The 26,746-nt window shown below is 73.0% G+C and carries 30 protein-coding genes and 3 pseudogenes; 15 read left to right on the top strand and 18 right to left on the bottom strand.

The features are described from left to right. The 3 genes and pseudogenes from EAD98_RS10475 to EAD98_RS10465 form a co-directional block, all read right to left on the bottom strand. Positions 1-444 (bottom strand): annotated as a pseudogene (locus tag EAD98_RS10475) (hypothetical protein); the annotation flags it as partial. Between the two features lie 6 nt (positions 445-450). Continuing rightward, positions 451-711, bottom strand: coding sequence for a hypothetical protein (locus tag EAD98_RS10470; protein ID WP_030504016.1), 261 nt, complete (start codon positions 709-711; stop codon positions 451-453). Positions 712-863: 152 nt separating this feature from the next. Beyond that, positions 864-1,256: a hypothetical protein gene (locus EAD98_RS10465; RefSeq protein ID WP_121653863.1), complete on the bottom strand. Its 393-nt coding sequence runs from the start codon at positions 1,254-1,256 to the stop codon at positions 864-866. A 140-nt stretch (positions 1,257-1,396) separates the two neighbouring features. Between EAD98_RS10465 and EAD98_RS10460 the strand changes: the two genes are divergently transcribed. Genes EAD98_RS10460 through EAD98_RS10450 form a run of 3 tightly spaced genes read left to right on the top strand, consistent with a single transcriptional unit; the run spans position 1,397 to position 4,511 of the window. Beyond that, positions 1,397-3,952 (top strand): ATP-dependent Clp protease ATP-binding subunit, encoded by a 2,556-nt coding sequence (locus EAD98_RS10460; RefSeq protein WP_121653862.1) that lies wholly within the window; start codon positions 1,397-1,399, stop codon positions 3,950-3,952. Next, positions 3,949-4,161 carry a hypothetical protein gene (locus tag EAD98_RS30915; RefSeq protein WP_121653861.1) on the top strand — a complete coding sequence of 71 codons (213 nt, stop codon included), beginning with the start codon at positions 3,949-3,951 and terminating at the stop codon, positions 4,159-4,161. Before EAD98_RS10460 ends, EAD98_RS30915 begins: the two co-directional genes overlap by 4 nt. Then, positions 4,161-4,511 carry a DUF3140 domain-containing protein gene (locus EAD98_RS10450; protein WP_121653860.1) on the top strand — a complete coding sequence of 117 codons (351 nt, stop codon included), beginning with the start codon at positions 4,161-4,163 and terminating at the stop codon, positions 4,509-4,511. The genes EAD98_RS30915 and EAD98_RS10450 overlap by 1 nt, the downstream gene beginning before the upstream one ends. A gap of 59 nt (positions 4,512-4,570) precedes the next feature. Here the strand turns inward: EAD98_RS10450 and EAD98_RS10445 are convergent, their stop codons facing one another. The 3 genes from EAD98_RS10445 to EAD98_RS10435 form a co-directional block, all read right to left on the bottom strand. Then, positions 4,571-4,813, bottom strand: coding sequence for a hypothetical protein (locus EAD98_RS10445; protein WP_121653859.1), 243 nt, complete (start codon positions 4,811-4,813; stop codon positions 4,571-4,573). Between the two features lie 28 nt (positions 4,814-4,841). Continuing rightward, positions 4,842-5,813 carry a LysR family transcriptional regulator gene (locus EAD98_RS10440; RefSeq protein WP_121653858.1) on the bottom strand — a complete coding sequence of 324 codons (972 nt, stop codon included), beginning with the start codon at positions 5,811-5,813 and terminating at the stop codon, positions 4,842-4,844. Positions 5,814-5,899: 86 nt separating this feature from the next. Next, positions 5,900-6,502, bottom strand: coding sequence for a hemerythrin domain-containing protein (locus EAD98_RS10435; RefSeq protein WP_121653857.1), 603 nt, complete (start codon positions 6,500-6,502; stop codon positions 5,900-5,902). 174 nt (positions 6,503-6,676) lie between these two features. On the opposite strand from EAD98_RS10435, the gene EAD98_RS10430 reads away from it, so the two are divergent. Together EAD98_RS10430 and EAD98_RS10425 are read left to right on the top strand one after the other, a co-directional pair. Then, positions 6,677-8,005: a M20/M25/M40 family metallo-hydrolase gene (locus EAD98_RS10430; protein WP_121653856.1), complete on the top strand. Its 1,329-nt coding sequence runs from the start codon at positions 6,677-6,679 to the stop codon at positions 8,003-8,005. Positions 8,006-8,060: 55 nt separating this feature from the next. Next, complete coding sequence (locus tag EAD98_RS10425; protein WP_121653855.1) at positions 8,061-8,723, top strand: hypothetical protein; 663 nt, start codon at positions 8,061-8,063, stop codon at positions 8,721-8,723. Positions 8,724-8,797: 74 nt separating this feature from the next. Here the strand turns inward: EAD98_RS10425 and EAD98_RS10420 are convergent, their stop codons facing one another. The 3 genes from EAD98_RS10420 to EAD98_RS10410 form a co-directional block, all read right to left on the bottom strand. Further along, positions 8,798-8,989 (bottom strand): DUF5703 family protein, encoded by a 192-nt coding sequence (locus EAD98_RS10420; RefSeq protein ID WP_121653854.1) that lies wholly within the window; start codon positions 8,987-8,989, stop codon positions 8,798-8,800. 222 nt (positions 8,990-9,211) lie between these two features. Next, positions 9,212-10,027, bottom strand: a complete 816-nt coding sequence (locus tag EAD98_RS10415) for an SseB family protein (protein ID WP_121653853.1) — start codon at positions 10,025-10,027, stop codon at positions 9,212-9,214. Further along, positions 10,024-10,443: a YbaB/EbfC family nucleoid-associated protein gene (locus EAD98_RS10410; protein ID WP_121653852.1), complete on the bottom strand. Its 420-nt coding sequence runs from the start codon at positions 10,441-10,443 to the stop codon at positions 10,024-10,026. Before EAD98_RS10410 ends, EAD98_RS10415 begins: the two co-directional genes overlap by 4 nt. Before the next feature lie 99 nt (positions 10,444-10,542). Here EAD98_RS10410 and EAD98_RS10405 point away from each other — a divergent pair, with 99 nt between their 5' ends. Genes EAD98_RS10405 through EAD98_RS10395 form a run of 3 tightly spaced genes read left to right on the top strand, consistent with a single transcriptional unit; the run spans position 10,543 to position 12,859 of the window. Then, positions 10,543-10,875, top strand: coding sequence for a hypothetical protein (locus EAD98_RS10405; protein WP_121653851.1), 333 nt, complete (start codon positions 10,543-10,545; stop codon positions 10,873-10,875). Further along, positions 10,872-11,933 carry a WXG100 family type VII secretion target gene (locus EAD98_RS10400; protein ID WP_121653850.1) on the top strand — a complete coding sequence of 354 codons (1,062 nt, stop codon included), beginning with the start codon at positions 10,872-10,874 and terminating at the stop codon, positions 11,931-11,933. Before EAD98_RS10405 ends, EAD98_RS10400 begins: the two co-directional genes overlap by 4 nt. A gap of 20 nt (positions 11,934-11,953) precedes the next feature. Next, positions 11,954-12,859 (top strand): hypothetical protein, encoded by a 906-nt coding sequence (locus EAD98_RS10395; protein ID WP_121653849.1) that lies wholly within the window; start codon positions 11,954-11,956, stop codon positions 12,857-12,859. 13 nt (positions 12,860-12,872) lie between these two features. Here the strand turns inward: EAD98_RS10395 and EAD98_RS10390 are convergent, their stop codons facing one another. Beyond that, positions 12,873-13,844, bottom strand: coding sequence for an aldo/keto reductase (locus EAD98_RS10390; protein ID WP_121653848.1), 972 nt, complete (start codon positions 13,842-13,844; stop codon positions 12,873-12,875). A gap of 187 nt (positions 13,845-14,031) precedes the next feature. Between EAD98_RS10390 and EAD98_RS10385 the strand changes: the two genes are divergently transcribed. Next, a complete protein-coding gene (locus tag EAD98_RS10385; protein WP_089021139.1) occupies positions 14,032-15,084 on the top strand; it encodes an LLM class F420-dependent oxidoreductase in 1,053 nt (350 codons plus the stop codon). Further along, a complete protein-coding gene (locus EAD98_RS10380) occupies positions 15,081-15,917 on the top strand; it encodes an undecaprenyl-diphosphate phosphatase (RefSeq protein WP_121653847.1) in 837 nt (278 codons plus the stop codon). The genes EAD98_RS10385 and EAD98_RS10380 overlap by 4 nt, the downstream gene beginning before the upstream one ends. Positions 15,918-16,359: 442 nt before the next feature. On the opposite strand, the gene EAD98_RS10375 is transcribed toward EAD98_RS10380, so the two are convergent. The 4 genes from EAD98_RS10375 to EAD98_RS10360 form a co-directional block, all read right to left on the bottom strand. Further along, positions 16,360-16,917, bottom strand: coding sequence for a hypothetical protein (locus EAD98_RS10375; RefSeq protein ID WP_121653846.1), 558 nt, complete (start codon positions 16,915-16,917; stop codon positions 16,360-16,362). Positions 16,918-17,850: 933 nt separating this feature from the next. Next, the gene (locus EAD98_RS10370) at positions 17,851-18,495 is read right to left on the bottom strand and encodes a response regulator transcription factor (RefSeq protein ID WP_121653845.1); all 645 of its coding nucleotides are present in this window, start codon (positions 18,493-18,495) and stop codon (positions 17,851-17,853) included. Then, complete coding sequence (locus EAD98_RS10365; protein ID WP_233583788.1) at positions 18,486-19,709, bottom strand: sensor histidine kinase; 1,224 nt, start codon at positions 19,707-19,709, stop codon at positions 18,486-18,488. The genes EAD98_RS10370 and EAD98_RS10365 overlap by 10 nt, the downstream gene beginning before the upstream one ends. Continuing rightward, positions 19,688-20,482 (bottom strand): DedA family protein, encoded by a 795-nt coding sequence (locus EAD98_RS10360; protein WP_121653864.1) that lies wholly within the window; start codon positions 20,480-20,482, stop codon positions 19,688-19,690. Before EAD98_RS10360 ends, EAD98_RS10365 begins: the two co-directional genes overlap by 22 nt. Positions 20,483-20,582: 100 nt before the next feature. Here EAD98_RS10360 and EAD98_RS10355 point away from each other — a divergent pair. Next, positions 20,583-20,972 (top strand): annotated as a pseudogene (locus tag EAD98_RS10355) (carbon-nitrogen hydrolase family protein); the annotation flags it as partial. Between the two features lie 61 nt (positions 20,973-21,033). Beyond that, positions 21,034-21,864 (top strand): MOSC domain-containing protein, encoded by an 831-nt coding sequence (locus EAD98_RS10350; protein ID WP_121653844.1) that lies wholly within the window; start codon positions 21,034-21,036, stop codon positions 21,862-21,864. Between the two features lie 37 nt (positions 21,865-21,901). Here EAD98_RS10350 and EAD98_RS10345 read toward each other — a convergent pair whose 3' ends face one another. Then, positions 21,902-22,513 carry a TetR/AcrR family transcriptional regulator gene (locus EAD98_RS10345; RefSeq protein ID WP_121653843.1) on the bottom strand — a complete coding sequence of 204 codons (612 nt, stop codon included), beginning with the start codon at positions 22,511-22,513 and terminating at the stop codon, positions 21,902-21,904. 116 nt (positions 22,514-22,629) lie between these two features. Between EAD98_RS10345 and EAD98_RS10340 the strand changes: the two genes are divergently transcribed. After that, complete coding sequence (locus EAD98_RS10340) at positions 22,630-23,496, top strand: SDR family oxidoreductase (RefSeq protein WP_121653842.1); 867 nt, start codon at positions 22,630-22,632, stop codon at positions 23,494-23,496. 73 nt (positions 23,497-23,569) lie between these two features. Continuing rightward, entirely contained in the window at positions 23,570-24,010 is a 441-nt protein-coding gene (locus tag EAD98_RS10335) for a VOC family protein (RefSeq protein WP_121653841.1), read from the top strand. Between the two features lie 15 nt (positions 24,011-24,025). Here the strand turns inward: EAD98_RS10335 and EAD98_RS10330 are convergent, their stop codons facing one another. Next, entirely contained in the window at positions 24,026-24,901 is an 876-nt protein-coding gene (locus EAD98_RS10330) for an alpha/beta fold hydrolase (protein ID WP_121653840.1), read from the bottom strand. A gap of 73 nt (positions 24,902-24,974) precedes the next feature. Between EAD98_RS10330 and EAD98_RS10325 the strand changes: the two genes are divergently transcribed. Beyond that, the gene (locus EAD98_RS10325; protein ID WP_121653839.1) at positions 24,975-25,538 is read left to right on the top strand and encodes a GNAT family N-acetyltransferase; all 564 of its coding nucleotides are present in this window, start codon (positions 24,975-24,977) and stop codon (positions 25,536-25,538) included. On the opposite strand, the gene EAD98_RS10320 is transcribed toward EAD98_RS10325, so the two are convergent. Together EAD98_RS10320 and EAD98_RS30910 are read right to left on the bottom strand one after the other, a co-directional pair. Continuing rightward, positions 25,512-26,138, bottom strand: a complete 627-nt coding sequence (locus EAD98_RS10320; RefSeq protein ID WP_121653838.1) for a histidine phosphatase family protein — start codon at positions 26,136-26,138, stop codon at positions 25,512-25,514. The genes EAD98_RS10325 and EAD98_RS10320 overlap by 27 nt on opposite strands. Before the next feature lie 33 nt (positions 26,139-26,171). Further along, a pseudogene (locus EAD98_RS30910) lies at positions 26,172-26,746 on the bottom strand (serine/threonine protein kinase); the annotation flags it as partial.

The following is a 26,746-nucleotide window of genomic DNA, read 5'->3' as shown; positions in this document are numbered from 1 at the left end:
GTCCAGCCGCTCGTCGGGCTCGTCGGCGCCGCCCTCACGTCCGCCGGTCAGCTCCGTGACCCGCACCGACCACCAGCGGCGCAGCCGGACCTGCTCGGCCGGCTCCGGAGCCACGGTGGCGGGCCCGCCCGCCGGCGGCGCGTCGTGCCGGGGCTCGCGCTGCTGCGGGCGGGGCGGCAGCGCGCCGTCCGCGGCCAGCCCGATCGCGGCCAGGTACGCCGACAGCTGCTCCTGCGCCACCCGCAGCGCGTAACCGGCGGTCTCGGCATGCTCGGTGGCGGCGGACAGCTCGGGCACGCCCATCGGGTTGGCCGACTCCTGCCGTACCCAGCGCAGCCGCTCCGCGGCCAGGCCGAACTTCTCCAGCGCCTGCCCGAGCAGGGCCACCGGAAACTCCTCACTGGCGGCACGGACCTGCCCACCGACGTCCTCGATGATGGACATGGTCGCCTACAGCGTGGCGACGTAGAGCTGCGCCTGCTCCACCGCGACCAGTGTCGCGGCGAGACACTCCTCCAGCTCCTGGCTGGCCTGGGTCAGCGACGCCTGGGCCGCCTCCACCGTCTCGTGCCCGCTGCCCTCCAGCGCGCCGGCCAGGGTCTGCTGCGCCTCGGCCAGCTTCTCGCCGGCCGCCTGCACGGCTGTCTGCCCGTCCCCGATCTGTTGGAGGGCGACATCGATGGCAGCCTTCAGCTCGGCGACGCTCGCCACGGCGGAACCTCCTGGGGGCGGGGAGGTCTTTATTAGAGCCTATCGGCGACCGCCGGAGAACATCCGCCCTGTCGGTGTTGCTGCCCGGGTGTCCTGTTCCGGCCCGGAAGTGCCGGGAGTCCGTTCTGTGGGAGTCCCAGTGCGAGAGCTTCTCAGGTGCCCGCGGGGGTGTCGCGGAGCCAGCGTGGCCCGTACACCTCGGCGCCCAGGGCGGTGACCCGCTCACGCAGCTCCCGGTCGGCGGTGACCACCAGCCTGCGGCGCCGGGGAGCGCCCTCGACCAGGTCGACCACGGTGTCGTCGCCCGAGCCGGCGGCCGACACCACCCGGACAGCCTCGGTGCCGGGGACGCCCCGCGCGGCCCCCTCGACCACCAGCACCACCTCCACGGGGGCGGCGAGCCGCTCCGGCAGGCCGGAGGAGGCCACCGGCGTCAGCGCGTCACGCAGCCGGGCGGCGGCGCCGGCCCGGTCCCGCCACCACCCGTTCGGGCGGGAGCCCACCACGTTGGCGCCGTCCACGATCAGCAACGGGGTCTCATCCATTCCGTCAGCCTGCCACCACCCGCGGGCGCCGGCCGGACGCCACTCCCGCGACGCCGGTGCGCCACCACGTGCGGCGTTTGTCGGCACGGGCGTCGGGTAGCCCCTGGCGACCGTGCCGCACCCAACTGCGGAGGACAGACATGATGGGACCCGGCGACCTCGGCTCCGACCCGTGGGACGAATTCCTGGCCCGGTACTTCGGCCGGGGTGAGGGAGGACGCCGACCTGCGCACCGGGTCGACATCACCCGGCTGATGACGGCCGACGCGCGGGAGATGCTGGCCGACGCGGCCCGCCGCGCCGCGCAGCGGCAGAGCAGCGACCTGGACACCGACCACCTCCTCTGGGCGGCACTGCAACGCGAACCCCTGCGCGACCTGGTACGCCGGGCCGGCGCCGACCCGGACACCCTGCTCAACGCGCTCGGCGGGCGGGGCGACGGCGCGCCACGCGGCGAGGTGCCACCCAACCTGTCGCTGACCCCGGCGGCCAAGCGGGCGCTGCTCGACGCCCACCAGCTGTCCCGGGCGATGGGTGCCAACTACATCGGCCCCGAGCACATCCTGATGGCGCTGCCGCTCAACCCGGAGTCGCCGGCCGGGCGGATGCTGGCCGCCGGCCGGATCCAGCCGGAGTCGTTGCAGGCCGCCAACGCCGAGCGAGGGCCGATGACCGGGCCGAAGCCGGACCGGGGCACCCCCACCCTGGACCAGTACGGGCAGGACCTCACCGACCTGGCCCGCGCCGACCAGATCGACCCGGTGATCGGGCGCGCCGACGAGATCGAGCAGGCCGTGGAGATCCTGTCCCGGCGTACCAAGAACAACCCGGTCCTGATCGGCGAGGCCGGCGTCGGCAAGACCGCCATCGTCGAGGGCCTCGCCGAGCGGATCTGCGACGGCGACGTGCCGCAGACCCTGCTCGGCAAGCGGGTGGTGCAGCTCGACCTGGCCGGTCTGGTCGCCGGCACCCGCTACCGGGGTGACTTCGAGGAGCGGCTGAAGAAGGTCATCGACGAGATCCGGGCCCACCGCGACGAGCTGATCATCTTCATGGACGAGATCCACACCCTGGTCGGGGCCGGCGGCGCCGGCAGCGAGGGTGGCATGGACGCGTCCAACATGCTCAAGCCGGCGCTGGCCCGCGGCGAGCTGCGGGTGATCGGCGCGACGACGCTCGACGAATACCGCAAGAGCATCGAGAAGGACGCCGCGCTGGCCCGGCGCTTCCAGCCGGTGCTGGTGCCCGAGCCGAGCGTCGACGACACCATCGCCATCCTGCGCGGGCTGCGCGACCGGTACGAGGCCCACCACCAGGTGCGGTTCACCGACGAGGCGCTGGTCGCCGCCGCCGAGCTGTCCGACCGGTACGTCACCGACCGGTTCCTGCCGGACAAGGCCATCGACCTCATCGACCAGGCCGGCGCCCGGGTCCGGCTGCGTACCCGCACCCCCGCCTCCGACGTGCGGGAGCTGGAGCAGCAGCTCGACGACGTACGACGGGACAAGGAACAGGCCGTCGCCGACGAGCAGTACGAGCGGGCCTCCACGTTGCGCGACCGGATCTCCGAGCTGGAGGAGCAGGTGCGCCGCGCGAACGGCGACGACGGCTCCTCCTCGCAGGTGCCGGAGGTGGGGCCGCAGGAGATCGCCGAGGTGGTCTCCCGCGCCACCGGCATCCCGGTCAGCCAACTCACCGAGGAGGAACGGGACCGGCTGCTGCGCCTGGAGGGTCACCTGCACCAGAAGGTGGTCGGGCAGGACGACGCGGTCACCGCGGTCGCCGAGGCGGTCCGCCGCTCCCGTGCCGGGCTGGCCGACCCGGAGCGGCCGATGGGCAGCTTCCTGTTCCTCGGCCCCACCGGCGTCGGCAAGACCGAGCTGGCCCGCGCCCTGGCCGAGGCGTTGTTCGGCGAGGCGGACCGGATGGTCCGGGTGGACATGAGCGAGTTCCAGGAACGGCACACGGTCAGCCGGCTGGTCGGCGCCCCGCCCGGGTACGTCGGCTACGAGGAGGCCGGCCAGCTCACCGAGGCGGTGCGCCGTCGCCCGTACGCGGTGGTGCTGCTCGACGAGATCGAGAAGGCCCATCCGGACGTGTTCAACATCCTGCTCCAGGTGCTCGACGACGGTCGGCTGACCGACAGCCAGGGCCGCACGGTGAACTTCAAGAACACCGTACTGATCATGACGAGCAACCTGGGCTCCGAGCTGATCACCGGCGCGCAGCGCGCCGTGGGCTTCGGCACCGGCGCGCCGGGCAGCGAGCAGGAGAACGACGAGCTGCGCGAGCGGCTGATGCGCCGCCTGCAGGAGAACTTCCGCCCGGAGTTCCTCAACCGGATCGACGAGGTGATCATCTTCCGTCGGCTGGAGGCGGAGCAGCTGCGTCAGATCACCGGGCTGCTGCTGGAGGAGACCCGCCGCCGTTTGCACGCCCAGGACATCCAGGTGGAGTTCACCGCCGCGGGCATCGACTGGCTCGCCGAGCACGGCTACCAGCCCGAGTTCGGCGCCCGTCCGCTGCGCCGGGTGATCCAGCGGGAGGTGGACAACCACCTGTCCCGAATGCTGCTGGAGTCGGCGATCTCGCCCGGGCAGAAGGTCACCGTGGACGCCCGCGAGGGCTCGCTCACCTTCGACGTGACCGCGGGCGAGCGGGGGTACACCGCTGCCACGACGACGCACCCGCGATGAGCGGGGCCGCGCGACGACCGGAACCAGAGGAACCGCGGGAGCGCGCGGAGTCCGCGGAATCCCGGGACGAGGACGACCATCCCGACCCGATCCTGGCGCCGCCCACCGCGAATCCCAGGAGGACCCGGGTGCCGCCGGAGGGCCTGCATCCGAAGACCGACGAGGACGGCCCGGAGACGTCCGGGTCGCCGCCCGGAGAGGAGACCTGATGGCACGCGTTACTCGGATCGATCCCGAGGTGGAGGTGCTCTGGGAGGACTTCCACGCGGAGGTCAACGTCCCGTCGGAGCAACTGCGCACCTGGCTGCTGACCCGGGGCTCCGGGGAGGAGTCGTTCGGGTCCAACCCGACCCTCGACCTGCCCCAGCCGGGCCGGGAGATCCTCAAGGTGCTGAACAAGCGCAAGGTCGACCTCACCCCGGAGGACATCGAGGTGATGCGGGACGCGGTCGACCGGATCCGCGAGCTGATGGACGCCAAGCCGCCGCGCGGCAACGCCGACGACGAGTGGCGGCACTCGCTGCTCGACCTGGGCCACGACCCCCTCGTCGAACGCTGAGCGACGCACGCTCGACGGTGCCGTCCCGGGCAGGGGCGGCACCGTCACGTCGAGCCCGGTCAGGCCTGATCGGGCTCCAGGCTGCCGATGGTCAGCCCGACCGCGTCGGCGGCGGCGTCCCGCTCGCCGCGGGTCCGTTCCTCGCGGCTGAGCAGGTTGGCGTACTCGGCGACGTCGGCCGGGTCGGGCACGTCCGGCAGCCGGCGCAGGAACGCCTCCGTCTCGCGGATGGCGGCGGTGTGTGCGGCGGCCGCCTGGCGGAGCAGTTCCCGGTCGCCGGTGGGCGGGTAGAGGTCGGTCATGTCCGCCAGATACCCCGCCGGCGGTGGATCAGACCCCGGAGGGCTGCCGGACGCCGAACCCGGGATTGCGCAGCAGCCACGCCAGGTAGCCGGGATGCGGGGCAAGTGAATCGGTGTACGCGGCCTTGGCCGTCTCCAGCACCAGCTCCGCCCCCTGGGCGGCGGGGGAGTCCGGGTGCCAACCCAGCAGCAGCCGCCAGCGCAGCGGTATCCCGGCGAGCCGTCGGGTGACCAGCCCGGCCACCGGGCGGAACGTCGCCTGGCACAGGGCCACCGCCTCGCCGGCGTCCACCAGGTCGACACAGCCCCGCACGTCGGTCTCGTACACCTTGCGGGGGGTGAAACCGGCGCGGGCGCAGGCGGCGGCGAAGCAGTCGCCGAAGCAGCCGTCGCCCGGCGCGGCCACCCACTGCTCGTGGCGCAGGTCGACCAGCCGCACCTCGTCGCGCCCCGCGAGGGGGTGCGTCTCGGGCAGCAGCACCAGCACCGGGTCGACGGACACCTCCCGCCAGCTCAGCCCGAACTCGGCCGACGGGACGGCGTCACCGCACACGCCGGTGAGCGCGAAATCCAACCGGCCACCGGCCACCAGCTGCGCCAACTCGTCCACCGACCAGGACGCGTACGTGGTGATCTGCGCGGGCGGCTGCTCGGCGGCCAGCCGGTGCACCAACCGCCCCAGGATCGGGCTGTTCACCCCGCCGAACCGGTACCAGCGGGGCGCCACGCCGGCGCCGGCCAGCCGGGCCGCCTCGTCCTGCAGGCCCTTCATGGCCGGCAGCAGCACCCGGGCCCGGGCCAGCACCAGCTCACCGAGCGCGGTGGGGCGCGCGCCGCGGCGGTCCCGGTCGAACAGCGGCCCGCCCAGTGTCCGCTCGATCCGCTGGAGCTGGGCGGTGAGCGCCGGCTGGGCCAGGCCGAGCGCCGACGCCGCCTTGGTCACGCTCCCCGTCTCCGCGATCGCGCAGACCACCCGCAGGTGTCGCAGCTCCAGGTTCATACCGTGACGGTAGGACTACGCCGGGGCCGGCGGAAGGGTCCGGACGGATAGGTGAGGTTGAATGCACCGGTGGGTGTCGCCGCTCGTCAGTCGCGCGGTGGCTCCGGCAGGTCCGCCAGGTACGTCGGCCGGCGGGTCACCACGTCGCGGACCTTGTCCACCACGCCCACCGCCGGCTCGACGATCCGGTTCCACGGCGGGGTGGCCGGGGTGCCCGGGTGCGGTCGGGTCGGGGCCGCCTCCTCGGCGATCTCCAGCCGGTTGCCCAGCCGGATCAGCTCCTCCTCGGTGGCCACCGCGCGCAGCTCGGCGATGAGCGCGCCGACGCCGTCCACGTGCCGGCGAACCCGCTCGACGACCTCGGTCAGCGTCTCGTCGCTCAGCGCCTTGAGGGTGGCCAGCAGCGCCGCGTCGGCGTTGATCTCGGCGTCCACACGCTCGGCCGCGTCCGGCAGCGCGGCGCGCACCGCCGGCAGCAGGTACTGCTCCTCCGCGGAGAGGTGCCGCGACAAGGCGGCCGTGAGCACCGCGAGCCCCTCCTGCGGCGCGGCGTCCGGACCGGTCAACTGGTCCAGCAGCGTCAGTAGCTGCTGGTGCTCCCGGTCCACGATGTCGGCGATGCTGCGTCCGCCGGGCCGGTAGCCCTCCTCGGGGGTGGGCGGCAGCGGCGGCAGGGAAACGGCGGACATGGTGCCCTCCTCGACTGGCGGGCGGAAGCTCCGGCAGGGGATGTGCGGTCGTGGGCGGCGGTACCCGGCGGCGCGCCCGGCGAAACCGCCACCCGGATCCGCCGACCTGAATGCCCGGCCTGTCGCGCCCGGTGCGCCGGCCCGCCGGCCGGCCCGGGCTGGTATGAAGAGGCGATGACGAGCGACGCCGCACCCGCCCGACCGGAACCCACCGCCGAGGTCCTGGACCTCTGCCGCGACCTGCTGCGTATCGACACCACCAACACGGGGGACAACGACACCAGCGTCGGTGAGCGCCGCGCGGCCGAGTACGTGGCGGAGAAGCTCGCCGAGGTGGGCCTGGAGTCCGTGCTGCACGAGTCGGCGCCCGGCCGCGCGAACGTGGTGGCCCGCATCCCCGGCGCCGACCCGAGCCGGGGCGCGCTGCTGGTGCACGGCCACCTGGACGTGGTGCCCGCCGACGCCGACGAGTGGTCGGTGCACCCGTTCTCCGGCGAGGTGCGCGACGGCTACCTGTGGGGCCGCGGCGCGATCGACATGAAGGACTTCGACGCCATGGTGCTCGCCGTGGTGCGGCACTGGCAGCGCACCGGCGTACGGCCCCCGCGCGACATCGTGCTGGCGTACACCGCCGACGAGGAGGCGGGCGGCGACTACGGCGCGCACTTCCTGGTCGACCGGCACCGGGAGCTCTTCGACGGCTGCACCGAGGCGATCGGTGAGGTCGGCGGCTTCTCCTACTCGGTCAACGACAACCAGCGGCTCTACCTGATCGAGACCGCCGAGAAGGGCCTGGACTGGCTGCGGCTGCACGCCAAGGGCCGCCCCGGGCACGGCTCGATGATGCACGACGACAACGCCGTCACCGCGCTCGCCGAGGCGGTGGCCCGGGTCGGCCGGCACCGCTTCCCGGTGGTGGTCACCGACACCGTGCGGGCCTTCCTGGAGGAGGTCTCCGACCTGCTCGGCGTCGAACTGGACCCGGAGGACCCGGAGACGGCCATCGCCAAGCTCGGACCCATCGCCAACATCATCGGCGCGACCATCCGCAACACCGCCAACCCGACCCGGTTGAGCGCCGGCTACAAGGACAACGTCATCCCCGGCCGGGCCACCGCCACCATCGACTGCCGCAGCCTGCCCGGCCAGTCCGAGTTGCTGGAGCGGCAGCTGCGCGAGCTGGTCGGCCCGGACATCGCGATCGAGTACATCCAGCGGCAGCCGGCCCTGGAGACCACCTTCGACGGCGACCTGGTCGACGCCATGTCGGCGGCGCTGCGCGCCGAGGACCCGGGCGCGCGGCCGGTCCCGTACATGCTCTCCGGCGGCACCGACGCCAAGAAGTTCTCGCAGCTCGGCATCCGCTGCTTCGGGTTCGCCCCGCTGCGGCTGCCCGCCGACCTGAACTTCTCCGCCTTGTTCCACGGCATCGACGAGCGCGTTCCGGTCGACGGACTACAGTTCGGCGTGCGGGTTCTCGACCGGTTCCTCCGCACCTGCTAGCCGGGTCCGACAGCTGCACCCGGCTCGGATCCCCATCGTGAAGGGACTGCCCCACATGACCGACCAGCACGGTGAGCTGGACGCCGCTCTCGAGCGGGTGATCGAAGCGGCCCGCCACCACCTGGCCGCCGTACGTGCCGCGCAGGGCCGCGTCGACGACGACGACGTCTGGCAGGCGTACGTGGCTTTGAACAACGCGTCCTACGCGTACGACGAGCGGCTGCTCGACGCCTTCGGCGAGGTGACGCCGTGGGACGTCGACTCGATCGACCCGGACGAGGCCGACGAGCGCTTCGGCGGCGCCGAGGGCGGCGAGGCCAGCGACCCCCACCCCAGGGTGATCTCGGTGCGCCAGCGCCGCGACTACCGGGTGCCGAGCGTCTCCGCGCTGCTGCGCGTGGCCGAGGTGGCCCGCCGCGAGGGCACCCCGGAGGACGACGAGCCGGCGCCGGTGGAGGGTGTCGGCGAGGCGGTGCTGGAGCTGCTGCAGAGCGGCGACGGCTCGCTCGGCGCGCTGGACGTCCCCGAGCTGGAGCCCCTCGACGGGGTGGTCATGGTCAGCGAGGTGGGCACCCCGGTCGACCTGGAGTCTTTCGACGACGACGACGCGGTCGGCCCGTTCCAGCCGGCGGTCGACGACCGGCTCGTCGGCCGCCTCGACGAGCACCCGTTCCTGGAGCTCGACGACGACCACGACCACGCCGGGCACCAGCACTAGGCCGTACGACGCCCGGGGCCCGACCGGTCACGGCCGGGCCCCGGGCCGTCACACCGCCCCGGCCCGACCGGGTGTCAGTACGACAGGCCCGGCTGCGGCTGGTTGGCCCGTCGCCGACGCAGCATCACCTGCCGCGTGCCGTCCCGGAACAGCCGCACCCGGGCCAACTCCCATCCGGAGAACTCCGCCTGGATCGCCAACTGCGCCGCGGCGGTCAACCGGTCGACGTTCGGCGGCAGCCGCAGCGGCGCGTATTCGTAGTCCATGCCATCCATGCTGCCCAGCCCAGCGGCCATTCGCCACCCCCTCCGGGGTGACCAACGCCGCTGCCGTGGGTGGTTCGTGCCGCCCAGGGCCGACCCGCGTGGTCCCGGCCGCACGAGCAGCCAGCGACCGGCGTGGCCCCGGCCGCACAATCGGGCAGCGACCCGCCTGGTCCCGGCCGCACGAGCAGGCAGCGACCCGCGTGGTCCCGGCCGAACGGGCCGTCAACCCGTCGGGACGTTGGCCGTGAGCAGGGCCGCCAGCGCCGGCGCGGCCAGGGTGACCCCGCGGGCCTGGCCCGGGTCGACCGCCAGCCCCCACGACGGGTCGGGCCAGTCCTCGAACAGTTCGGCGCAGGGCAGCGCGACGAACGGCACGTCGTCACCCGCGAACGCGGCGAGGGCCCGGGGGGAGGTGAAGACCGGCAGCAGCGACGCGCCGGTCGCATCCCCGACCACCGTCCACGGGAAGTCGGCGTCCGCCGCCGGTTCCCCGGCGAGCGGAACGCACACCGTGGCACCTGCCAGCACTCCGAGGTAACCGGGCAGGTCACGCCGGTCGGCGGCCGCGGCGAGCAGCGCCACCACCGAGGGCTCGGCCTCCCCGCCAGGCGCCGGCTCCGAAGCCCCGCCATGCGCCGGCTCCGCCGCCCCACCAGCCGGCCGCTCGGCCGGCCCGGCCGACCGCGGCGCCGGTACCGCACGGGTGGCCGGTGCCACGGCCCGGCAGGAGAGCGCGCCCGGCCGGTCGGTCAGCACCTCGGCGGCGGTGCGGGTCACGAACACGCTGAGCCGCTCCACCTGCTCCGGAGTGCGCGGCACCTCGTACCACCAGCCCGTGTCGCCGGTCGGGCGGTGCCAGCCGAGCGCGGCCAGGCGTGCCTCGTCGTGGCCCGGGCAGATCGCCCCCACCACCTCGCGGCGCACCAGCAGCCGGATCGCGCGCGAACCGGCGGAGAGCTCCAGGTCGGTGTCGCGGTCGCATCGGGCGATCGTGTCCCGCAGCCGCGCGACGATGTCCGGCCAGGTTGCCGAGGTCATGCCGGCGGGCCCGGCAGGCGGTCGTCCAGCCGCCCGAGCCGGGCGACGGTCTCCTCCAACCGGCCCAGCGCCGAGAAGTCGCCGGGCTTGCCGAACAGGTCGGTCAGACCCGCGCCCAGCGTGACGTCCAGGCCCTCGGTGTGCCTCTCGACGTGCTCGCTGGCCGCCGTGCGGGCCCGCCGGTACGCGTCGAGCACCAGCTCCGCCACACCCTCGGTGCCGGCGCGCAGGGCGGCGGGCGCGAGGGTGAGGCCGGTCAGCACACCGGTGGCGTCGACCGTCGCCGACACCAGGCCGCTCTCGTCGGTCGCGGTGCCGGACAACTCGGCCAGGTCGTCGCGGAGCCCCGCGAACCGGCGTTCGATGTCGGCGATCCGTCCGGCGAGCCCGTCGAACGCGGACATCGGATCAGTCATGAGATGAGTTCCCTCCCCCGTGGACCATGCGACCGGGGTGGTGCCCGGTGGCCGGGGAATCGTATCGTCGGTGCGCTCGACACATGGGGGAGGAACGGCATGCCGCCGGACATCGATGTCGACGTGCAGGCGGTCCGTCGACTGGAGACGGCCGCCAAGCAGGTCGCGAGTTCACTCGCCGCACTGGAGGGTCAGATCATCTCGGCCGGTGACGTGCCGTCGGACGCGTTCGGTCATCTGCCGTTCGCCAGCGACATGCTCCGCGCCAAGTACGCCGAGCAGGTCGCCGGTGGCGCGGAGCTGTTCGGCGCCGCCAACGCCGCGTTCGGCCGGGTCGCCGACGCGCTGGCCGACACCGTCGAGGCGTACGAGCGCAACGAGCAGGAACTCGACGGCGGGTTCAAGGCCATCCAGGCGGGGATGCCCGGATGAGCGGGCCCGCCGGCAGCGCCGTCCAGCTGTGGAACGGCCTCGACAACGCGCTCTCCGGAGTGGAGGCCGCGGTCGACAGCGTCTGCCGGACGCTGGCCTGGCCGCTCATCCAGCTCGTCGACCTGGTCGACGGCGAGCCCGCCGCGCTGCGCGCGAAGGCCGCCGAGTGGGACGCGCTGGCCGGGCAGGTGCGCGACCTGGCCCAGGGGCACCGCGGCGCCCGCGAGGCCGCCCAGGCCGGGTGGAGCTCGCCCGCCGGGACGGCGTACGGCCAGCGGCTGGCCGAGGTCGAAGATCAACTGCTCGGTGTCGCCGAACAGTTCGCCGCGACCGCGGAGTACCTGCGCAGTGTCGCCGACGGCCTGCAGACCGTGCACGACGTGCTCGTCGACGTCTGCGTCGAGTTCGTGAACTTCCTCCTCGTGACGCTGGTGACGGCGCTGCTGATGGCGCCGTTCACCGCCGGTGCGTCCTGGGCGGCCGGCGTGGGCGTGGCCGTGACCCGCGGCCTGATCGTCGTCACCCGGATGCTGAAGGTCATCAGGCCGCTGGCGGCGCACCTGCAGAAGGTCATCCGCCTGCTCCAGCGGGTCATGCTGTACCTGCGCAAGCTGCGCAACCACCTCGACAAGCTGGTCGACATGCAGAAGAAGCTGCGCACCGGCCAGAAGTACGCCGACAAGCGCCGCGCCGCCGGCAAGGCCGACAAGTGGCACCACAAGTTCCTCGACCCCACGAAGGGCACCTACAAGCTGGGCAAGTCGGGTTCGCCGTTCGACATGGGAGCCCTCGACCGGGCCGCCGCGCTGCGCGCCCACGGCGTCGCCGACGGCGCCCGGGTGATCGCCCGGGACTGGGCGACCAACCTGCCGTGGAACGTGCCGAACTCGATCGTGCACGGCGTCACCTGGGGGTCCGTGGCGCTCACCTCCGGCCTCTCCATCCCGGGCAGCGACCAGGTCGGCGACCAGATCGACCAGGCGGTGCAGGGCGGCGCCGACTGGATCGACCAGAATGTCTTCGGGCAGCCGCCCGCAGATCAACCCGCGGGCCGTTAGCCCGGCCGAGGAGGTGGAGCGTGACGTCAGGGGAGCGGGGTCGGCTGGGTCGGTTCACCGACGCGGTGCTCGGCGGCGCGCGCGCCGCCCGTGACAAGGCCCGCGAGCTGCGGGACGAGTTCCGGACCAGCGACGAGCCCGAGCGCGCCCTCGTCGCGCCACTCCTGCCGGGGCAGGAGCTCCGCTACGTGGGGCTCGCCCCGGTCCGTACCCCGGAGACGCACAAGGCCGGCCGGCAGCTCACCGACCGGGTGGCCGGCGAGATGGCCGAGGCGCTGGACCCGCGAGCGCTGTTCGGGCTGCTCAACATCGTCAACCCGGTGGTCTGGGTGGACGCGGTCATGACGCCGGTGCGGCTGGCCGCGGGTGTGCTGCTGCTGCCCGGCAAGGCCGCCGCCGTCGCCGTCGGCCTGCCGGCGGTCGAGCCGGAGCCCGGCCCGCCACACCAGGCGCCGCAACGGGAGCCGATCCCGTTGACCGAGGAGCAGGAGGCGTTCCGGGCGCTGTTCCGGCTCAGCCGGTACCGCCCCCTGGCCGATCAGCTCGCCGAGATCGCCTACCGGCGCCGGTACGTCTTCAGCGGTGACCTCGCCACCCTCGCCGGCAGCATGCTGCTGTTCCTGGAGCGCTACACGGGCACACCGCTGGCGGTGAGCGACACCCACCTCCACCTGCTGCGGATGGGGTCCCGCCCCGACGCCGACCGGCCCGACCGGCGCCAGCCGCGGCTGCTGTGGAGCGTGGAGCGCACCCGGGTGGCCCGCGTCGACTCCGAGGGGGGCGTGGCCGGTCTGATGCAGTTCCCGTCCACCATCTTCTTCGACGACGGCTCGTGGATCCGGATCGTCAACCCGGCGACCCGCGACGACCAGTCCCGCTTCCTGACCGCGATCCGCGAGCTCCCCGGCCAACGCCCGACAATGTGAACGGGCCGGCGGGTCAGCCGTCGCGCTCCGGGTAGCCCACCGGCACCGCCGAGACGTCGTCCAGCGCGGTGGTGATCTCCTCGGGCAGCGTGATCCGCTCGACCTGGAGCGCACCGAGCAGCTGCCCGACCGTGCGGGCGCCGAGGATCGGCGCGGTCACCCCCGGCCGGTCCCGGATCCAGGCCAGCGCCACCTCCAGCGGCGACACGCCCAGCCCGCCGGCCGCGGTCGCCACCGCCTCCACGATGCTGGAGCAACGCGGCTCCAGGTACGTCGCGACGAACCGTTCGAAGTGCGGCGAGGCGGCCCGGGAGTCCGCCGGACGGCCGTGCCGGTACTTGCCCGTGAGCACACCCCGGCCCAGCGGTGACCACGGCAGCACCCCGAGGCCGAGCGCGTCGCACGCGGGCAGCACCTCCCGCTCCACGCCCCGCTCCAGCAGCGAGTACTCCACCTGGGCGGCGACCACCGGCGCCCGGCCCGGCCAGGCGGTCTGCCAGGCGGCGGCCCGCGCGGTCTGCCAGCCGGAGAAGTTCGACACCCCGACATAGCGGACCTTGCCGCTGGCCACCGCGTGGTCCAGCGCGGCCAGGGTCTCCTCCAGCGGGGTGTCCGGGTCGTACCCGTGCACCTGGAACAGGTCCACGTGGTCGGTGCCGAGCCGGCGCAGGGACGCGTCCAGGGTGCGCAGCAGGTGCCCGCGGGAGCCGTCGCGGCGCCGGCCGCTGCCCGGGCGCAACCCCGCCTTCGTGGCGATCAGCAGATCGTCACGGGGTACGAGGCTGCCCAGCAGCGAGCCGATCACGGACTCGGCGTCCCCGTCGCCGTACACGTCGGCGGTGTCGATCAGGTTGCCGCCCGCGTCCAGGTAACTCTTCAGCTGGGCGGCCGCATCGTCGGCGTCGGTGTCCCGGCCCCACGTCATGGTGCCGAGCGCGAGCCGGGAAACCGCCAGCCCGCTTCGGCCGAGCGGTCGCTGTTGCATGGGTGAACCTTATTTCGAACCTGCCGCCACCGATATCCTCGCTCCCGTCATCTCTGCCGGTTCTGCCGGTTCCGCCGGTCACGGGTACCGGGACGGACGGGGGATCATAGGGGGCGAGCCGGTGATCGAGGCCGTAATCGGCATTGCGTAACCTGGTGCGACCTGTGCCACGGATGGGGGAGGACCAGTGCGACTCGGGCTCAGCCTCGGATACCAGACAGCGTGGAGCACACCAGCGGATCACCTGGCGTTGGCCCAGGAAGCGGACCGGCTCGGCTATTCGGTGGTGTGGGCGGCGGAGGCCTACGGCTCTGACTCGCCCAGCATGCTCGCCTGGATGGCCGGCCAGACCGAACGGATCGACGTGGGCGCCGCGGTGATGCAGATCCCGGCGCGTACGCCGGCGGCAACGGCGATGACCGCCGCCACCATCGACGCGCTCTCCGGCGGCCGGTTCCGGCTCGGCCTGGGCGTCTCCGGCCCGCAGGTCTCCGAGGGCTGGCACGGGGTGCGCTTCGCCAAGCCCCTGGCCCGGACCCGCGAGTTCGTGGACATCGTCAAGCTGGCCATCGCCCGCAAGGAGGTGGCGTACGACGGCGAGCACTACACCCTGCCGCTGCCGGACGGCCCCGGCAAGGCGCTGCGGTTGGGCTTCCACCCACCTCGCGAGCACATCCCGATCTACCTGGCCGCGGTCGGCCCGAAGAACCTGGAGCTGGCCGGCGAGATCGCCGACGGCTGGCTGGCGGTGTTCTACGCCCCGGAGTTCGCCGACGAGCAGCTCGCCTCGGTCAGCGCCGGGCGGGCCAAGGTCGGCAAGGAACTGGCCGGCTTCGACGTGGTGCCCTCGGTGCCGGTGGTGGTCGGCGACGACGTTGCCTCCTGCGCCGAGCTGGTGCGCTGGTACGCCGCGCTCTACGTCGGCGGGATGGGCAGCCGGCAGCAGAACTTCTACAACCAGCTCGCCACCCGGATGGGTTACGGCGACGCCGCCCGCGAGGTCCAGGACCTCTACCTGGCCAAGCGGCAGCGCGACGCGGCCGCCGCGGTGCCGATGGAGTTCATCGACCGCACCTCACTGCTCGGCCCGAAGGAACGCATCGCCGAGCGGATGCGGGAGTACGCCGCTGCCGGCGTCACCACGCTGTCGGTGACCCTGTTCGTGGCCGACCGGGACAGCGGCGTGCAGACCCTCCGTACCGTCGCCGAGGCGCTCGACCTTTCGGGAGTCGGCGAGTGACCTGGGTCGAGGCCATCGTCCTGGGCATCGTCCAGGGACTGACCGAGTTCCTTCCGGTCAGCTCGTCGGGGCATCTACGGATCACCTCGGCGATCTTCTTCGACCGCGACGCCGGCGCGTCGTTCACCGCGGTCACCCAGCTCGGCACCGAGGCGGCCGTGCTGATCTACTTCGCCAAGGACATCTGGCGGATCACCCGGACCTGGCTCGTCGGCATCAGGGACAAGTCGGTGCGCTCCAGCCTCGACTACCGGATGGGCTGGTACGTCATCGTCGGCTCGATCCCGATCGGGCTGTTCGGGTTCGTGTTCAAGGACCAGATCAAGACGGCCGGGCGCAACCTGTGGGTCGTGGCGACCACACTGATCGTGTTCGCGTTCGTGCTGGCGTTCGCCGAGTACTGGGGGCGGCAGACCCGCACCCTGGAGAACTTCCGGATGAAGGACGGCGTGGTGATGGGCTTCGCCCAGGCCATGGCGCTGATCCCCGGGGTGTCCCGCTCCGGGGGCACGCTCACCGCCGGTCTGCTGCTCAACCTGACCCGGGAGGCGGCGGCACGGTACTCGTTCCTGCTGGCCATCCCGGCGGTGGTCATGTCCGGCGTGTTCAGCCTCGGGGACGTCTTCGAGCCGTCCGCCCCGGGCACGTCCGCACCCACCGTCGCCCAGATGGTCGTGGCCACCTTGATCGCCTTCGGCATCGGGTACGCCGCCATCGCCTGGCTGCTGCGCTACGTCGCCCACCACACCCTGTACGTCTTCGTGCTGTACCGGGTCGCGCTGGGCACCCTGGTCCTCGCCCTGCTGCTGACCGGCACGATCAACGCCACCTGACCAACCGATCCGTCGACGGCCCCCGCCACCGCCCTCCGGGCGGGCGGGGGCCGTCCGCGTGCGCCCCATCCGCGGTCCACGATTCCGTCGGTGGGAAAGACAGCGCCGCCCCCGGCTGGTGGGCCGGGGGCGGCGCTGGTGTCGGTGTGCAGGTCGCCTCTCGGCGAGTGGCGCGACGCGGCTCCAGCCGAACGGTGTTCCGCGAAGGCAATATTAGGTGAGGCCCGGGGACACTGAGTCACACCGACACTGTCCACAACCAGCAGCAGCCTGACGTTGTTCCCGACCCCTGCACCCCCACGACGTCGTGAGATCTTGGACAGTTTCCGTTCTGGCGTGACGGTAACTGTCCAAGATTCGGCCGCGGGACATGCCGCTGGCCGGCACCCCGTGTGCGGGGTGCCGGCCAGCGGTCGGTCGGGTTGTGCGGTGGTGCGGTGGGTCAGCTGTTCCAGTGCTGGGTGACCAGGTCGGTGGCCTGCTGCTCCCACTGGGCGTAGGCGTCGGGGTAGGCGGAGACCTGCACGGTCTGCGCGGCGTCGGTCAGCGCCATGTCCTGCCAGCCGTCGACCTGCTTGAGGCCCTTGAGGAACGCGGTGGTGGAGTACTCGGGGTCGGTGATCTGCTCCGGCGTACCCCAACCACTGGACGGGCGCTGCTGGAACAGGCCCAGCGAGTCGTGGTCGTTCATGTCGCCGAGGTGGCCCAGGTTCTCCAGCTTCGACTCCTGCAGGCTCGTGGCGATCGAGATCACTGCGGCCCGCTCGGGCAGGCCGGCCTTCTTCGTGGCGGCGATGATCGCCTTGACGTTGGCGGTCTGCTCGTCGTTGAGGTCGATGTGCGACTGCGGGCCCTGCGCCTTGACCGTCTGCACCGCGACCGCGACCGGCTTGCCGTCGGTGGCGGGGGCGGCGTGCGCGGCGATCGGACCGGCGAACACACCACCGGCGAAGGCGAGACCAGCAACGGACAGCATGCTCTTACGAATGATCGTGTTCATGAGGGTTGCTCCTTCGGGGGGTAGACACCTCACGCGCCTTGTTCGGGGGAACGGCACGCGGGGTGCAAGCACCTCGTCCGGCGCTCTCATACACGGGGGAAAAGTCTTGAAGGTCGGCGACCTACGGGCGGGGCTCGTGGCGCCGGGGTCCAGCGGCCGACAAGCGGGGGCTCGTGGCGCCGGGTCCATGTGTAACGACCGCCGGGCCGGGGTCATTCCGCGGTCGGCCCATCCATCGGCACCCCGTGCAAGCGGGTGCTGCTGCGGTCGTTCAGGGGGTCTGCAACGACCGCGGCCTGGCCGGCATTCCAAACCCGGGAGTCCCGGGGGTGCGCGCCGTGGTCCTGCGATCGTCAGGGTGTGTAACGACCCTGGGCCCGCCACGATTCCAGCCCACGGGTGCACCCGGCCACAGGCCAGACCACCCCAGACCGGACACTCGGCGACACCACACCACCGTCCCGTCGCCGAACCGGCTGCTCCCCGGGGTTGGTCAACTCCGTATCCCCGACATCAGGGCATCCGCAGCGCCCGGACACCGCGACATCGCCGATACCGAGTCGATCAATCGTCAGGGCGGGTTCGGGGCCAAAGTTCGCGATCAGGGTGATACCTCCGAGGCATATTTATGACTCACAGGTATAGCGCCGAAGACAACGACCGCCCCCCGAGGCGGCCGACGTGCCCACCGGCGCCCCGCCGGGACCGGAGCACGTCGCACCCACCGGCTTCGCCGGATCATTGGCCGTCGCACCCACCATCTCTGTGAGGACCCGCAGCGCGCGGCACCCACCGGCTCCCGCCGAGCTCATGGCGCCGCACCCCCAGCTCCCGCCGGAACCCACGGCACGTCGGCGGAAGCCGGACACACAGCCGGAGACTCCGACATCGCCGACGCCGGTGATCAATTGGACCGGATCAGTGGACGGCAGGTCAGGTGCCCAGGTAGCGCAGCACGGCGAGGATCCGGCGGCTGTAGCCGGCTACGTGGGCGAGGTCGAGCTTGTCGAAGATGGCGTTGACGTGCTTCTCCACCGCGCTCTGCGACACGTGCAACCGCTGGGCGATGGCGGCGTTCGTGTGCCCCTGGGCCATCTCGTGCAGGACGTCCCGTTCGCGCGGGGTCAGCCGACCGAACGGATCCGGCCGGTCGGAGCCGGCCACCACCTGACGGACCACCTCCGGATCGAGCGCGGTGCCTCCGGCGGCGACGCGGTCCAGTGCGTCGAGGAAGTCGTCGACCTGGGCCACCCGGTCCTTGAGCAGGTAGCCGACCCCCTCGGGGCGGTCCGCGAGCAGCCGGCCGGCGTACCGTCGCTCGACGTACTGGGAGAGCACCAGGACGGCCGTGGTGGGCCAGCGCCGACGGATCTCCAGCGCGGCGCGCAGCCCGTCGTCGGTGTGCGTGGGCGGCATCCGGACGTCGGTGACGACCACGTCCGGTCGGGACCGCTCGACCGCATCGACCAGTTCGTCGGCGGTACCGACCGCCGCGACCACCTCGTGGTCCTCCTCGGCGAGCAGCCGTGCCAGACCCTCCCGGAGCAGCGTCGAGTCTTCGGCGAGGACTAGCCGCATGGCAGTTCCGCCGACACGGTGGTCGGGCCGCCGGCCGGGCTGGTCACCCGTAGGTGGCCGTCCAGTGCGGCGACCCGTCGGGCCAGGCCCGACAGGCCTCGGCCGTTGGGGTCCGCGCCACCCACGCCGTCGTCGTGCACGCGCATCCGGACCCACCCCTCCCGTACCCCGATCTCGACCGTGACGAGCGTAGCGGCGGCGTGTTTCGCGGCGTTGGTGAGCGCTTCGCAGGCCACGAAGTACAGCACCGTCTCGACCTGCCGCTCCGGGCGGACCGGCAGGTCGCAGCGGATCCGCACCGGCACCTCGGAGCGGTGGGCGACCATGGCGAGCACCTCGCCCAGGTCGCTGCCGTCCAGCGCCGACGGGTAGACCCGCCACGCCACCTCGCGCAGCTCCTCGACGGCCCGTTGCACGTCCTCATGTGCCTGGGCGAGCAGGGCGGCGGTGCGGTCGGCGTCGCGGGCTCGTCGGGCCCGGCCGAGGAGCATGCCGAGGGCGACCAGCCGCTGTTGGAGGCCGTCGTGCAGGTCGCGTTCGATGCGCTGCCGTTCGGCGTCGACCGCGGCGATGACCCCGGCCCGGCTGGTGGTCAGCTCGCGGACCCGCTGGGCCAGCTCCGCCCGACTGCCCGGGCTGAGCAGCCGCCGGGCCAACCGGACGTCGAGCGCGGCGACAGTGGCGAAGGCCTGGACGTTGAGCAGCAGCAGCACCGCGCCGACGGCGACCTGGGCCACCGCGTCGAGGAGGGTCAGCTCGCCGCGTACCGCCGCGCGCAGCACGATCCCGGCGAGCACCACACCGACGCCCAGCACCGCGTACGCCAAGAGGCCGAGCACGCCGGGCAGCAGCCGGGCCGCCAGGTAGCCGATCTGCCGCCGGGTCGACGCGCTTTCCGGCGCGGGCAGTCCACCCGAGGCGAGCAGCCCGGACAACCGGCGGCTCTCCACGCGTACCAGCTGCGCGGCGTACCGTCTCATCAGGACGGTGACCCGCCGGCGGGTCGCGGGCGCGAGCGCGGACGCGCCGAGCGCGACCGCCGCGACGGCCAGGAAGGCCAGTTCGACGGCGGCGGTGGCGGTCCCGGCGGCGACGCCGACCGGCAGCCGGAGACCGTCCCACCGCCGGCCGGGCCGACGCTCCCCCACCACCACCTGACGCCCGTCCACGCCGGGTCCGCCCGGCTGCCGGCTCAGCGCTCGTCCGAGGCCCACGAGCCGCCACGGTAGAGGGTGCCGCGACCACCCGGATCGGGTACGCCGTGCCCCGCGCCGCGCTGGTCCAGGTCGTCGAGGTCGGCCGGCTCGGGGTTCCGCGCGGCGCGGCGGGCCCGCAGCACGCGGGACCCGACGAACCAGGCGACGGCCGCCACGCAGGCCACGATCACCACGTTCTGGAGCACCCCGACGTACCCCTCGACGAGGTGCCAGTTGTCGCCGAGCAGATAGCCGGCGAGCACGAAGGTGGTGTTCCAGATCAGGCTGCCCAGCGTGGTGTAGAGCAGGAAGGTGCTCACCGGCATCCGCTCCACCCCGGCCGGGATGGAGATCAGGCTCCGGAAGATCGGGATCATCCGGCCGAAGAAGACGGCCTTCACGCCGTGCCGGAGGAACCACGCCTCGGTCCGGTCCACGTCGCTGAGCTTCACCAGCGGCAGTCGGGCCGCGATGGCGCGCATCCGGTCCCGGCCCAGCGACGCGCCGATCAGATAGAGGGCCAGCGCGCCGAGCACCGAGCCCAGGGTGGTCCAGAAGATGGCACTGATCAGGCTGATCCGGCCCTGCGCGGCGACGAACCCGGCCAGCGGCAGGATCACCTCGCTGGGGATCGGCGGGAACAGGTTCTCCAGCGCCACCGCCAGGCCGGCCCCGGGCCCACCCAGTCGTTCCACCAGGTCACTGACGTAGCCGACGAGTCCGTCCTGGGGCGGTTCGGCCGCAGCGATGGGAGTTCCGGTGGCGAGCACGGCGTGGGACGTTCGAATCATGCCCACACGCTACGAAGTGATCCTGAGAGTCGACCATGAGGTGGACCGCCCGGGTGCGCGGGTCGACCACAGCGGCGAGGGTGCGGAAAACCGCACCCCGCTGCGGCTCGTGGTGGCGCAGCCGTTGTGCGTACCGCGGGACGTCGCGGCGAACGCGCGGGCACACGCCGTCGCGGTCCGCGCGGCGCGTGACCGGGTGGTGCTTTTTCCGGAGCTGTCACTGACCGGGTACGAGCTGGACGCCCCGGTCGTGCCGGTCGACGACCCCCGGTTGGGGCCGATGGTCGAGGCGTGCGCCGAGACGGGCGCGCTGGCGCTGGCCGGCGCGCCCGTCGCCGGTGACCACATTGCGATGCTGGCCGTGACCGGTGCCGGAGTGACGGTGGCGTACCGGAAGATGTGGCTGGGCGACGCGGAGGCCCGCCGGTTCCGGCCGGGCGAGGCGCCGGCCGTGCTCGACGTGGACGGGTGGCGGTTGGGGCTGGCCATCGCCTGCGAGCGCAGCGCCTACGGCTGATCAAGCCGACGATCCGCAGGGTTAGGGTGGCGGAATGACCTCCGGACGGCTGGTGCGACTGCGGCGCTATCCGGTGAAGTCGCTGCTGGGCGAGCGACTGCCCGCCGCCGAGGTGGGCGAGACCGGCGTGGTGGGTGACCGCGCGCTGGCCCTGGTGGACAGGGCAACCGGTCGGGTGGCCAGCGCGAAGCAACCCCACCGGTGGCGCACGCTGCTCACCATGCGAGCGTCCGGAGCGGCACCCGAGCCGGTGCGGATCACCCTGGCCGACGGACGGCGCCTGTCGATGTCGGATCCGGACGTCGACGGGGTGCTCTCCGCTGCGGCGGGTCGCCCGGTGACGCTGGTCGACGCCGTACCGGCCGATGCCACGCTGCTGCGGTCGCACCCGGACGCGGTGCTGGCCGCCGGGCTGGCGGACGAGGTCCCGGCGGATGCGAGCCGGCTCGGCTCGGCGGCGCCCGGCACCTTCTTCGACTTCGCTCCGATCCACCTGGTCACCACCGCGACGCTGGACCGGATCGCCGCGGACCTGCCGCCCGGCGCGGGAACGGTGCAGCGGTACCGGCCCAACCTGGTGCTCGACACGGTCGGGGACGCCTTCGCCGAGAACGACTGGGTTGGCCGCGACCTGCGGATCGGCCCGGATCTGGTGCTCGCCGTGCTCGCCCCGACGCCACGCTGCGCGGTGCCGACGCTGGCGCACGGCTCGCTGCCCCGGGAGACCGAAGCGCTCCGGGTGCCCGCTCGGCTGAACCGGGTCGAGCCGCTGCCCGGCCTGGGCCCGCAGCCGTGCGTCGGCGCGTACGCACGGGTGGTCCGCGCGGGCCGGGTGGCGGAGGGCGACGTCGTCACGGTCGGCTGAATCTGGGCCGCCATCGGATGGCTGACGCTCGGCGCGACTACCGCTCGCGGGGCCGGAGACCGCGAAGTGCCGTGTCGACGACCTGGTCGACGTACTCAGCGTTCAAGGGGCCGGTGCGTTGGAGCCACCGGTTGAGGACCGGGCCGAACAGCAGGTCGACGGCCACGTCGAGGTCGATGTCCTCGGCCAACTGCCCCGCGCGTTGGGCGGCACGCAGGCGGGCCTTCTTCAGCTCCCGCATCGGCTCGTCCAACCGCTTCGCGTAGTCGGCGGCCAGGGCGGGGTCGTGGACGATCTCGGTGTGCAGGGCGCGCATGGGCTGGTCGTAGCGCGGATCGTTCAGCTCGGTGACGGTGGCCCGCAGGACCAGCTTCAGGTCGGCCGCCAGGTCGCCGGTGTCGGGCAGGGCGCCGGTCTGGCCGTCCTCCCCCTCGGTGGTGAGGGCGAGGAAGGCGTCGAACAGCAGCGCTCCCTTCGACGGCCACCAGCGGTAGATCGTCTGTTTTCCGACGCCGGCAGCGGCGGCGATGCCCTCGATGCTGAGCTTCGCGTATCCCACCGTGCCGACGAGGTCGAAGGCGGCGGCGAGGATGGCTCGCCGCGCGGTCTGGCTGCGGCGGCTGGAGTCGGGGGCGACCTGTTTGGGCACGCGGCCAATCTAGCAAAGAAGAGACGAGACGGTCCGTCTTGACAGGCGCACCGAAACCGGTAGAGTCAGCCCGCAACGAGACGGGACGGTTCGTCTCGCACGGCGGAAGGAACCTCATGGAAACCTCAGGCACTGCCGCATCCCGCGTCTGGTTCATCACCGGGGCGAGCCGTGGCCTCGGCCGCGCCTTCACCGCCGCCGCGCTCGCCGCCGGTGACCGGGTCGTCGGCGTCGCCCGCGACGTCTCGCCGCTCGACGATCTCGCCGGCCGCCACCCCGACCGCCTGCTGGCGCTGCGCCTCGACGTCACGGACCGCTCGGCCGTCTTCGACGTCGTCGACCAGGCGGTGCGGCACTTCGGCCGGCTCGACATCGTCGTGAACAACGCCGGCGCGCTCTTCGCCGGCATGGTGGAGGAGTTCACCGAAGCCGAGGCCCGCGCCCAACTGGACCTCAACTTCTTCGGCGCGCTCTGGGTCAGCCAGGCCGCCCTGCGAGCCATGCGGGCGCAGGGCCGCGGACACATCGTGCAGATCTCCAGCATCGGCGCGCTTGGCGGCTTCCCCAGCACCGGCCTCTACAGCGCGAGCAAGTTCGCGTTGGAGGGCATGAGTGAGGCGCTGGCCGCCGAGGCCGCCGGGTTCGGCGTCAAGGTCACCATCGTCCAGCCGGGTGGCTACTGGACGGACCTCTACACGAGCAGCACGGCGACCACGCCGAACCCCGCGTACGACTCGCTGCGGGCGGAGTTGGAGAAGCAGTGGGCGGAAGGGTCGATCGACAGCGAGCCGCGGCTGGCCGCCGAGGCGCTGATGACGCTGGTCGACAGCGACGACCCGCCGCTGCGGCTCCTGCTCGGCAGCATGGTCTACGACCTCGCCTTCGACATCTCCCGGCGACGCATGGACACCTGGGCCGGCTGGGAAGACGTGAGTCGTAGGGCGGAGAAGGCCGTCCCGGCCCCGGCCGCCGAGCTGACCTGACAGCTGCCCGCCGGCAGCGTCCCGGTTCGCGGTGGCCAGGGGCATGTCGTACGGCTCGGGCAGGATCGGCCGCATGGCCGCACTCCCCGCTCGACTGTCCGTCGTGACCCTGGCCGCGCGCGACATCGGCGCGCTGCGCTCCTTCTACCGCCGGTTGGGCTGGCCCGAGCTGCCGTCCAGTGACGACGGTTGGTCGGCGTTCCTGCTGGGTGGCGTCCTGCTCGCGCTCTACCCGTTGCCGGACCTGGCGGCCGAGGCGGCGCCCGGCGTGTCCGATCCGGCCGGCGGCTGGTCCGGCGTCACCCTGGCCTGCAACGTCGACAGCCGCGCGGAGGTCGACGCGGCCTTCGCCGCTGCCGTCACGGCTGGCGCGACGGTGGTGGCGGAGCCCACCGACCGGGCCTGGGGTGGACGCTCCGCCTACATCGCCGATCCCGAGGGCAACCGCTGGGAGCTCGCCTGGGCGGGCACGGCGGTCTTCGACGAGCGCGGAGCCGTCATCTCCTTCGGCTGAGCCCGGTCCGCACGGTCAGCCGGCGTCCAGCACCTCGCGCAGCCTCGCCGCGAACTCCTCGGGCTTGCCCGCGTAACCGAACTCACCACCGAGGAAACCACCGTGGTGGCTGGGGAACAGCACGGCCTCCTGGCCGAGCAGGGCGGCGGTGCCCAGTGCCGTACGGGCGGTGTACGTCCCCGCCGACTCCTCGCCGACCGCGATCACGATCCGGGTCGGTGCGGCGGTGAGCCGCTCCGCGTCGGGGCGGTAGTCGGTGATCGCCCACGAGTTCTTCGACAGCAGCGGGTCGTCGCGGGTGCCGTCGTCCTCTGTCGACATGCCGAACATCGCCGGGTCGGGCGCGGGTTGGGCGAAGTAGGCGTCGGTGAACTCGCCCTGCCAGGACGTCATCGCGATGAACGCGGCCATGCCCGCGCCGGTGCCCTTCGCCTGGTACGCGTCGTAGAAGGCGGCCCGGGCGCGCTCGGCGGCCGTGGCGTCGGGGAGTACGGCGTTGATCGGCGGTTCGTGCGCCACCAGCGTGACGACGTCGCCGGGGTGGGTGGCGACGAGTTCGAGCGCGGTCACCGCACCGCCGCTGCTGGCGAACACGTCGACCGGGCCGGCGTCGAGTGCCTCGATCAGCAGGTGCAGGTCGGCTGCCTGCTGCTGCGGGGTGTGGTCGGACCGGCCGTCGGTGCGGGTGCTGCGGCCGAGGCCGCGCGGGTCGTAGGTGACGACCGTGCGGTCGGTGAAGTGCGGGGCGAGCGCGTTGAAGCCCTCCGCGGTCATCGGCTGGCCGATCATGAGCAGCGCGGGGTGCCCGTCGCTCGGGGGCAGCGGGCCGCGGACGTCGTAGACCAGGTCGACGCCGGGTACGGCGAGGGTGTGCGTCTGCGTTGTCGTCATGCCGGTGAGACTACGACCGCCGGCACCTGATCTGGGTGCTCCGTGTGCGCGTCGCAACCGATACCGTCGCGGCATGCCCGAGTTGATCGCGCCCACCGTCCGTCGGCACGCCGCCTGGTTGGAGGCGCATGACGAGTGGGGTCCCGGCCTGCACGAGGACGGCTTCGGGCTGCGGGCGTCCGATGAGGTGCGTTCGCCGGACGGGTTCGCGGCCTGGGTGGGCCGGCTTGCGGAGGCGTCGGATCCGGCGAACCCGTTGCCCGCCGATCGGGTGCGGTGCACGTACCGGTGGATCGTCGAGGGTGACCGGGTGCTCGGCGGGATCGCGCTGCGGCATGCGCTCAACGACTACCTGCTGCGGATCGCCGGCCACATCGGCTACGGCATCCGTCCGTCCGCACGCGGGCGGGGGCTGGCGACCTGGGCGCTGGGGCGGATGCTCGGCGAGGCTCGGGCGCTCGGGCTGGATCGGGTGCTGGTCACCTGCGAGGTGGACAACATCGCCTCGGCGAAGACGATCGAGCGTCACGGCGGCGCCCTTGAGGACATCCGCGACACCGAACTGGGTGCTGTGCGGCGCTACTGGATCGCGCTGTCGACCGCTGGCACGTCAGCTGGCGTCGCCGAAGCGACGTAGCGTCCAGCGGGCCGGCGGCCAGCGGGCGGCGTCGTCGCCCGTGGTCCATTCGGTGATCGAGGCCGGGGCCACGTCCATGTCGAACGCCCGATGGAGCGGCTGGGCGGCGAGCGCGTGGAACGCGCTCTCGACGGTCTCGGTGTGTCCGACCAGGATCACGGTGGCGCCCCGGTGCCGGTGCGCGATTTCCATGATCGCGCGGCTGACGCGGGTCACCAGCTCGGCCCAGCTCTCGTTGCCGTTCTCGAAGGGCCGGAACAGTCCCCCACCCTCGGCCGCGTGGTCGGCCTGGAAGCGGATGGTCGGCATCCCGTCGGCGTACGGCGGCGTGTGCCAGGTGCACAGCCCGCAGTCCGCCACCGGGCGGACGCCGAACGCGTCGGCGATCGGCTGCGCTGTCTCGACGGCCCGGCGCAGCACGGACGAGTACACCGCGGCCGGTCGGTCGGCGGCGCAGTCGCTGGCGAGCCGCCGAGCCAACGTGCGTGCCTGATCCCGGCCCAGCTCGGTCAGGCCTCGGCAACCGTGCGGGCCGCCCACGGTGCCCATCACCTGGTGGACCGACTCGCCATGACGTACGAAGATCAGCCGCGTCCGCATCGGCTCATCATGCCAGCGGCGCTGATGGATGTGTCAGTCGTCGCTGCGGTCGGCGGAGAGAACCCGGGCCTGGGTGAGCAGGGCGTCGAGTTGGGCACCGGTCCGCGCCGGTAGCCGCTCCCGGTCCACCAACTCCGCGATCCGTTCCCGCAGGTCGTCGATGCGCTTGTTGCGGTCCTTGGATCGCCGGTTCAGGTCGGCCAGGTCGTCGCGCAGGTCCTCGGCGGTTTTCCGCTCGATGTCGTCCCGGGCCTGCGCCTGGGCGAGCACCGCCGCGAACTCGGCGCTGACCTCCCGCAGGCTGATCGGCATCTGCTGGCCGACGGCCGAGGGCGCCGAGCTGCTGGGCGGCGAGGACGGCGCCGCCGGCGTCGGCGACTGCGTGGTGGGTGCGGGCGCCGGGGCGGTGGTCGCCGGCGGGTTGGCGACCTGCCCCGGGTCGGGAGAGTCGGGCGAGTTGAGGCCCTGGGCGAGCAGCGCGCCGAGGCCGATCAGCGCGGCGAGGCCGGCCGCGGTCAGCACGGCGAGGGGTCGCCGTGACCGGCGCCGGCGCGAGGCGGCGCCGACCTGCTCGGAGTGGGGGCGGGCCGCCGAGCGGTCGATCAGGG

It is taken from the genome of Micromonospora sp. CV4 (assembly GCF_003667455.1).
Lineage (GTDB): Bacteria > Actinomycetota > Actinomycetes > Mycobacteriales > Micromonosporaceae > Micromonospora.
The sequence above is the reverse complement of the archived record's forward strand: the minus strand, read 5'-3'. Positions and strand labels throughout refer to the sequence as shown.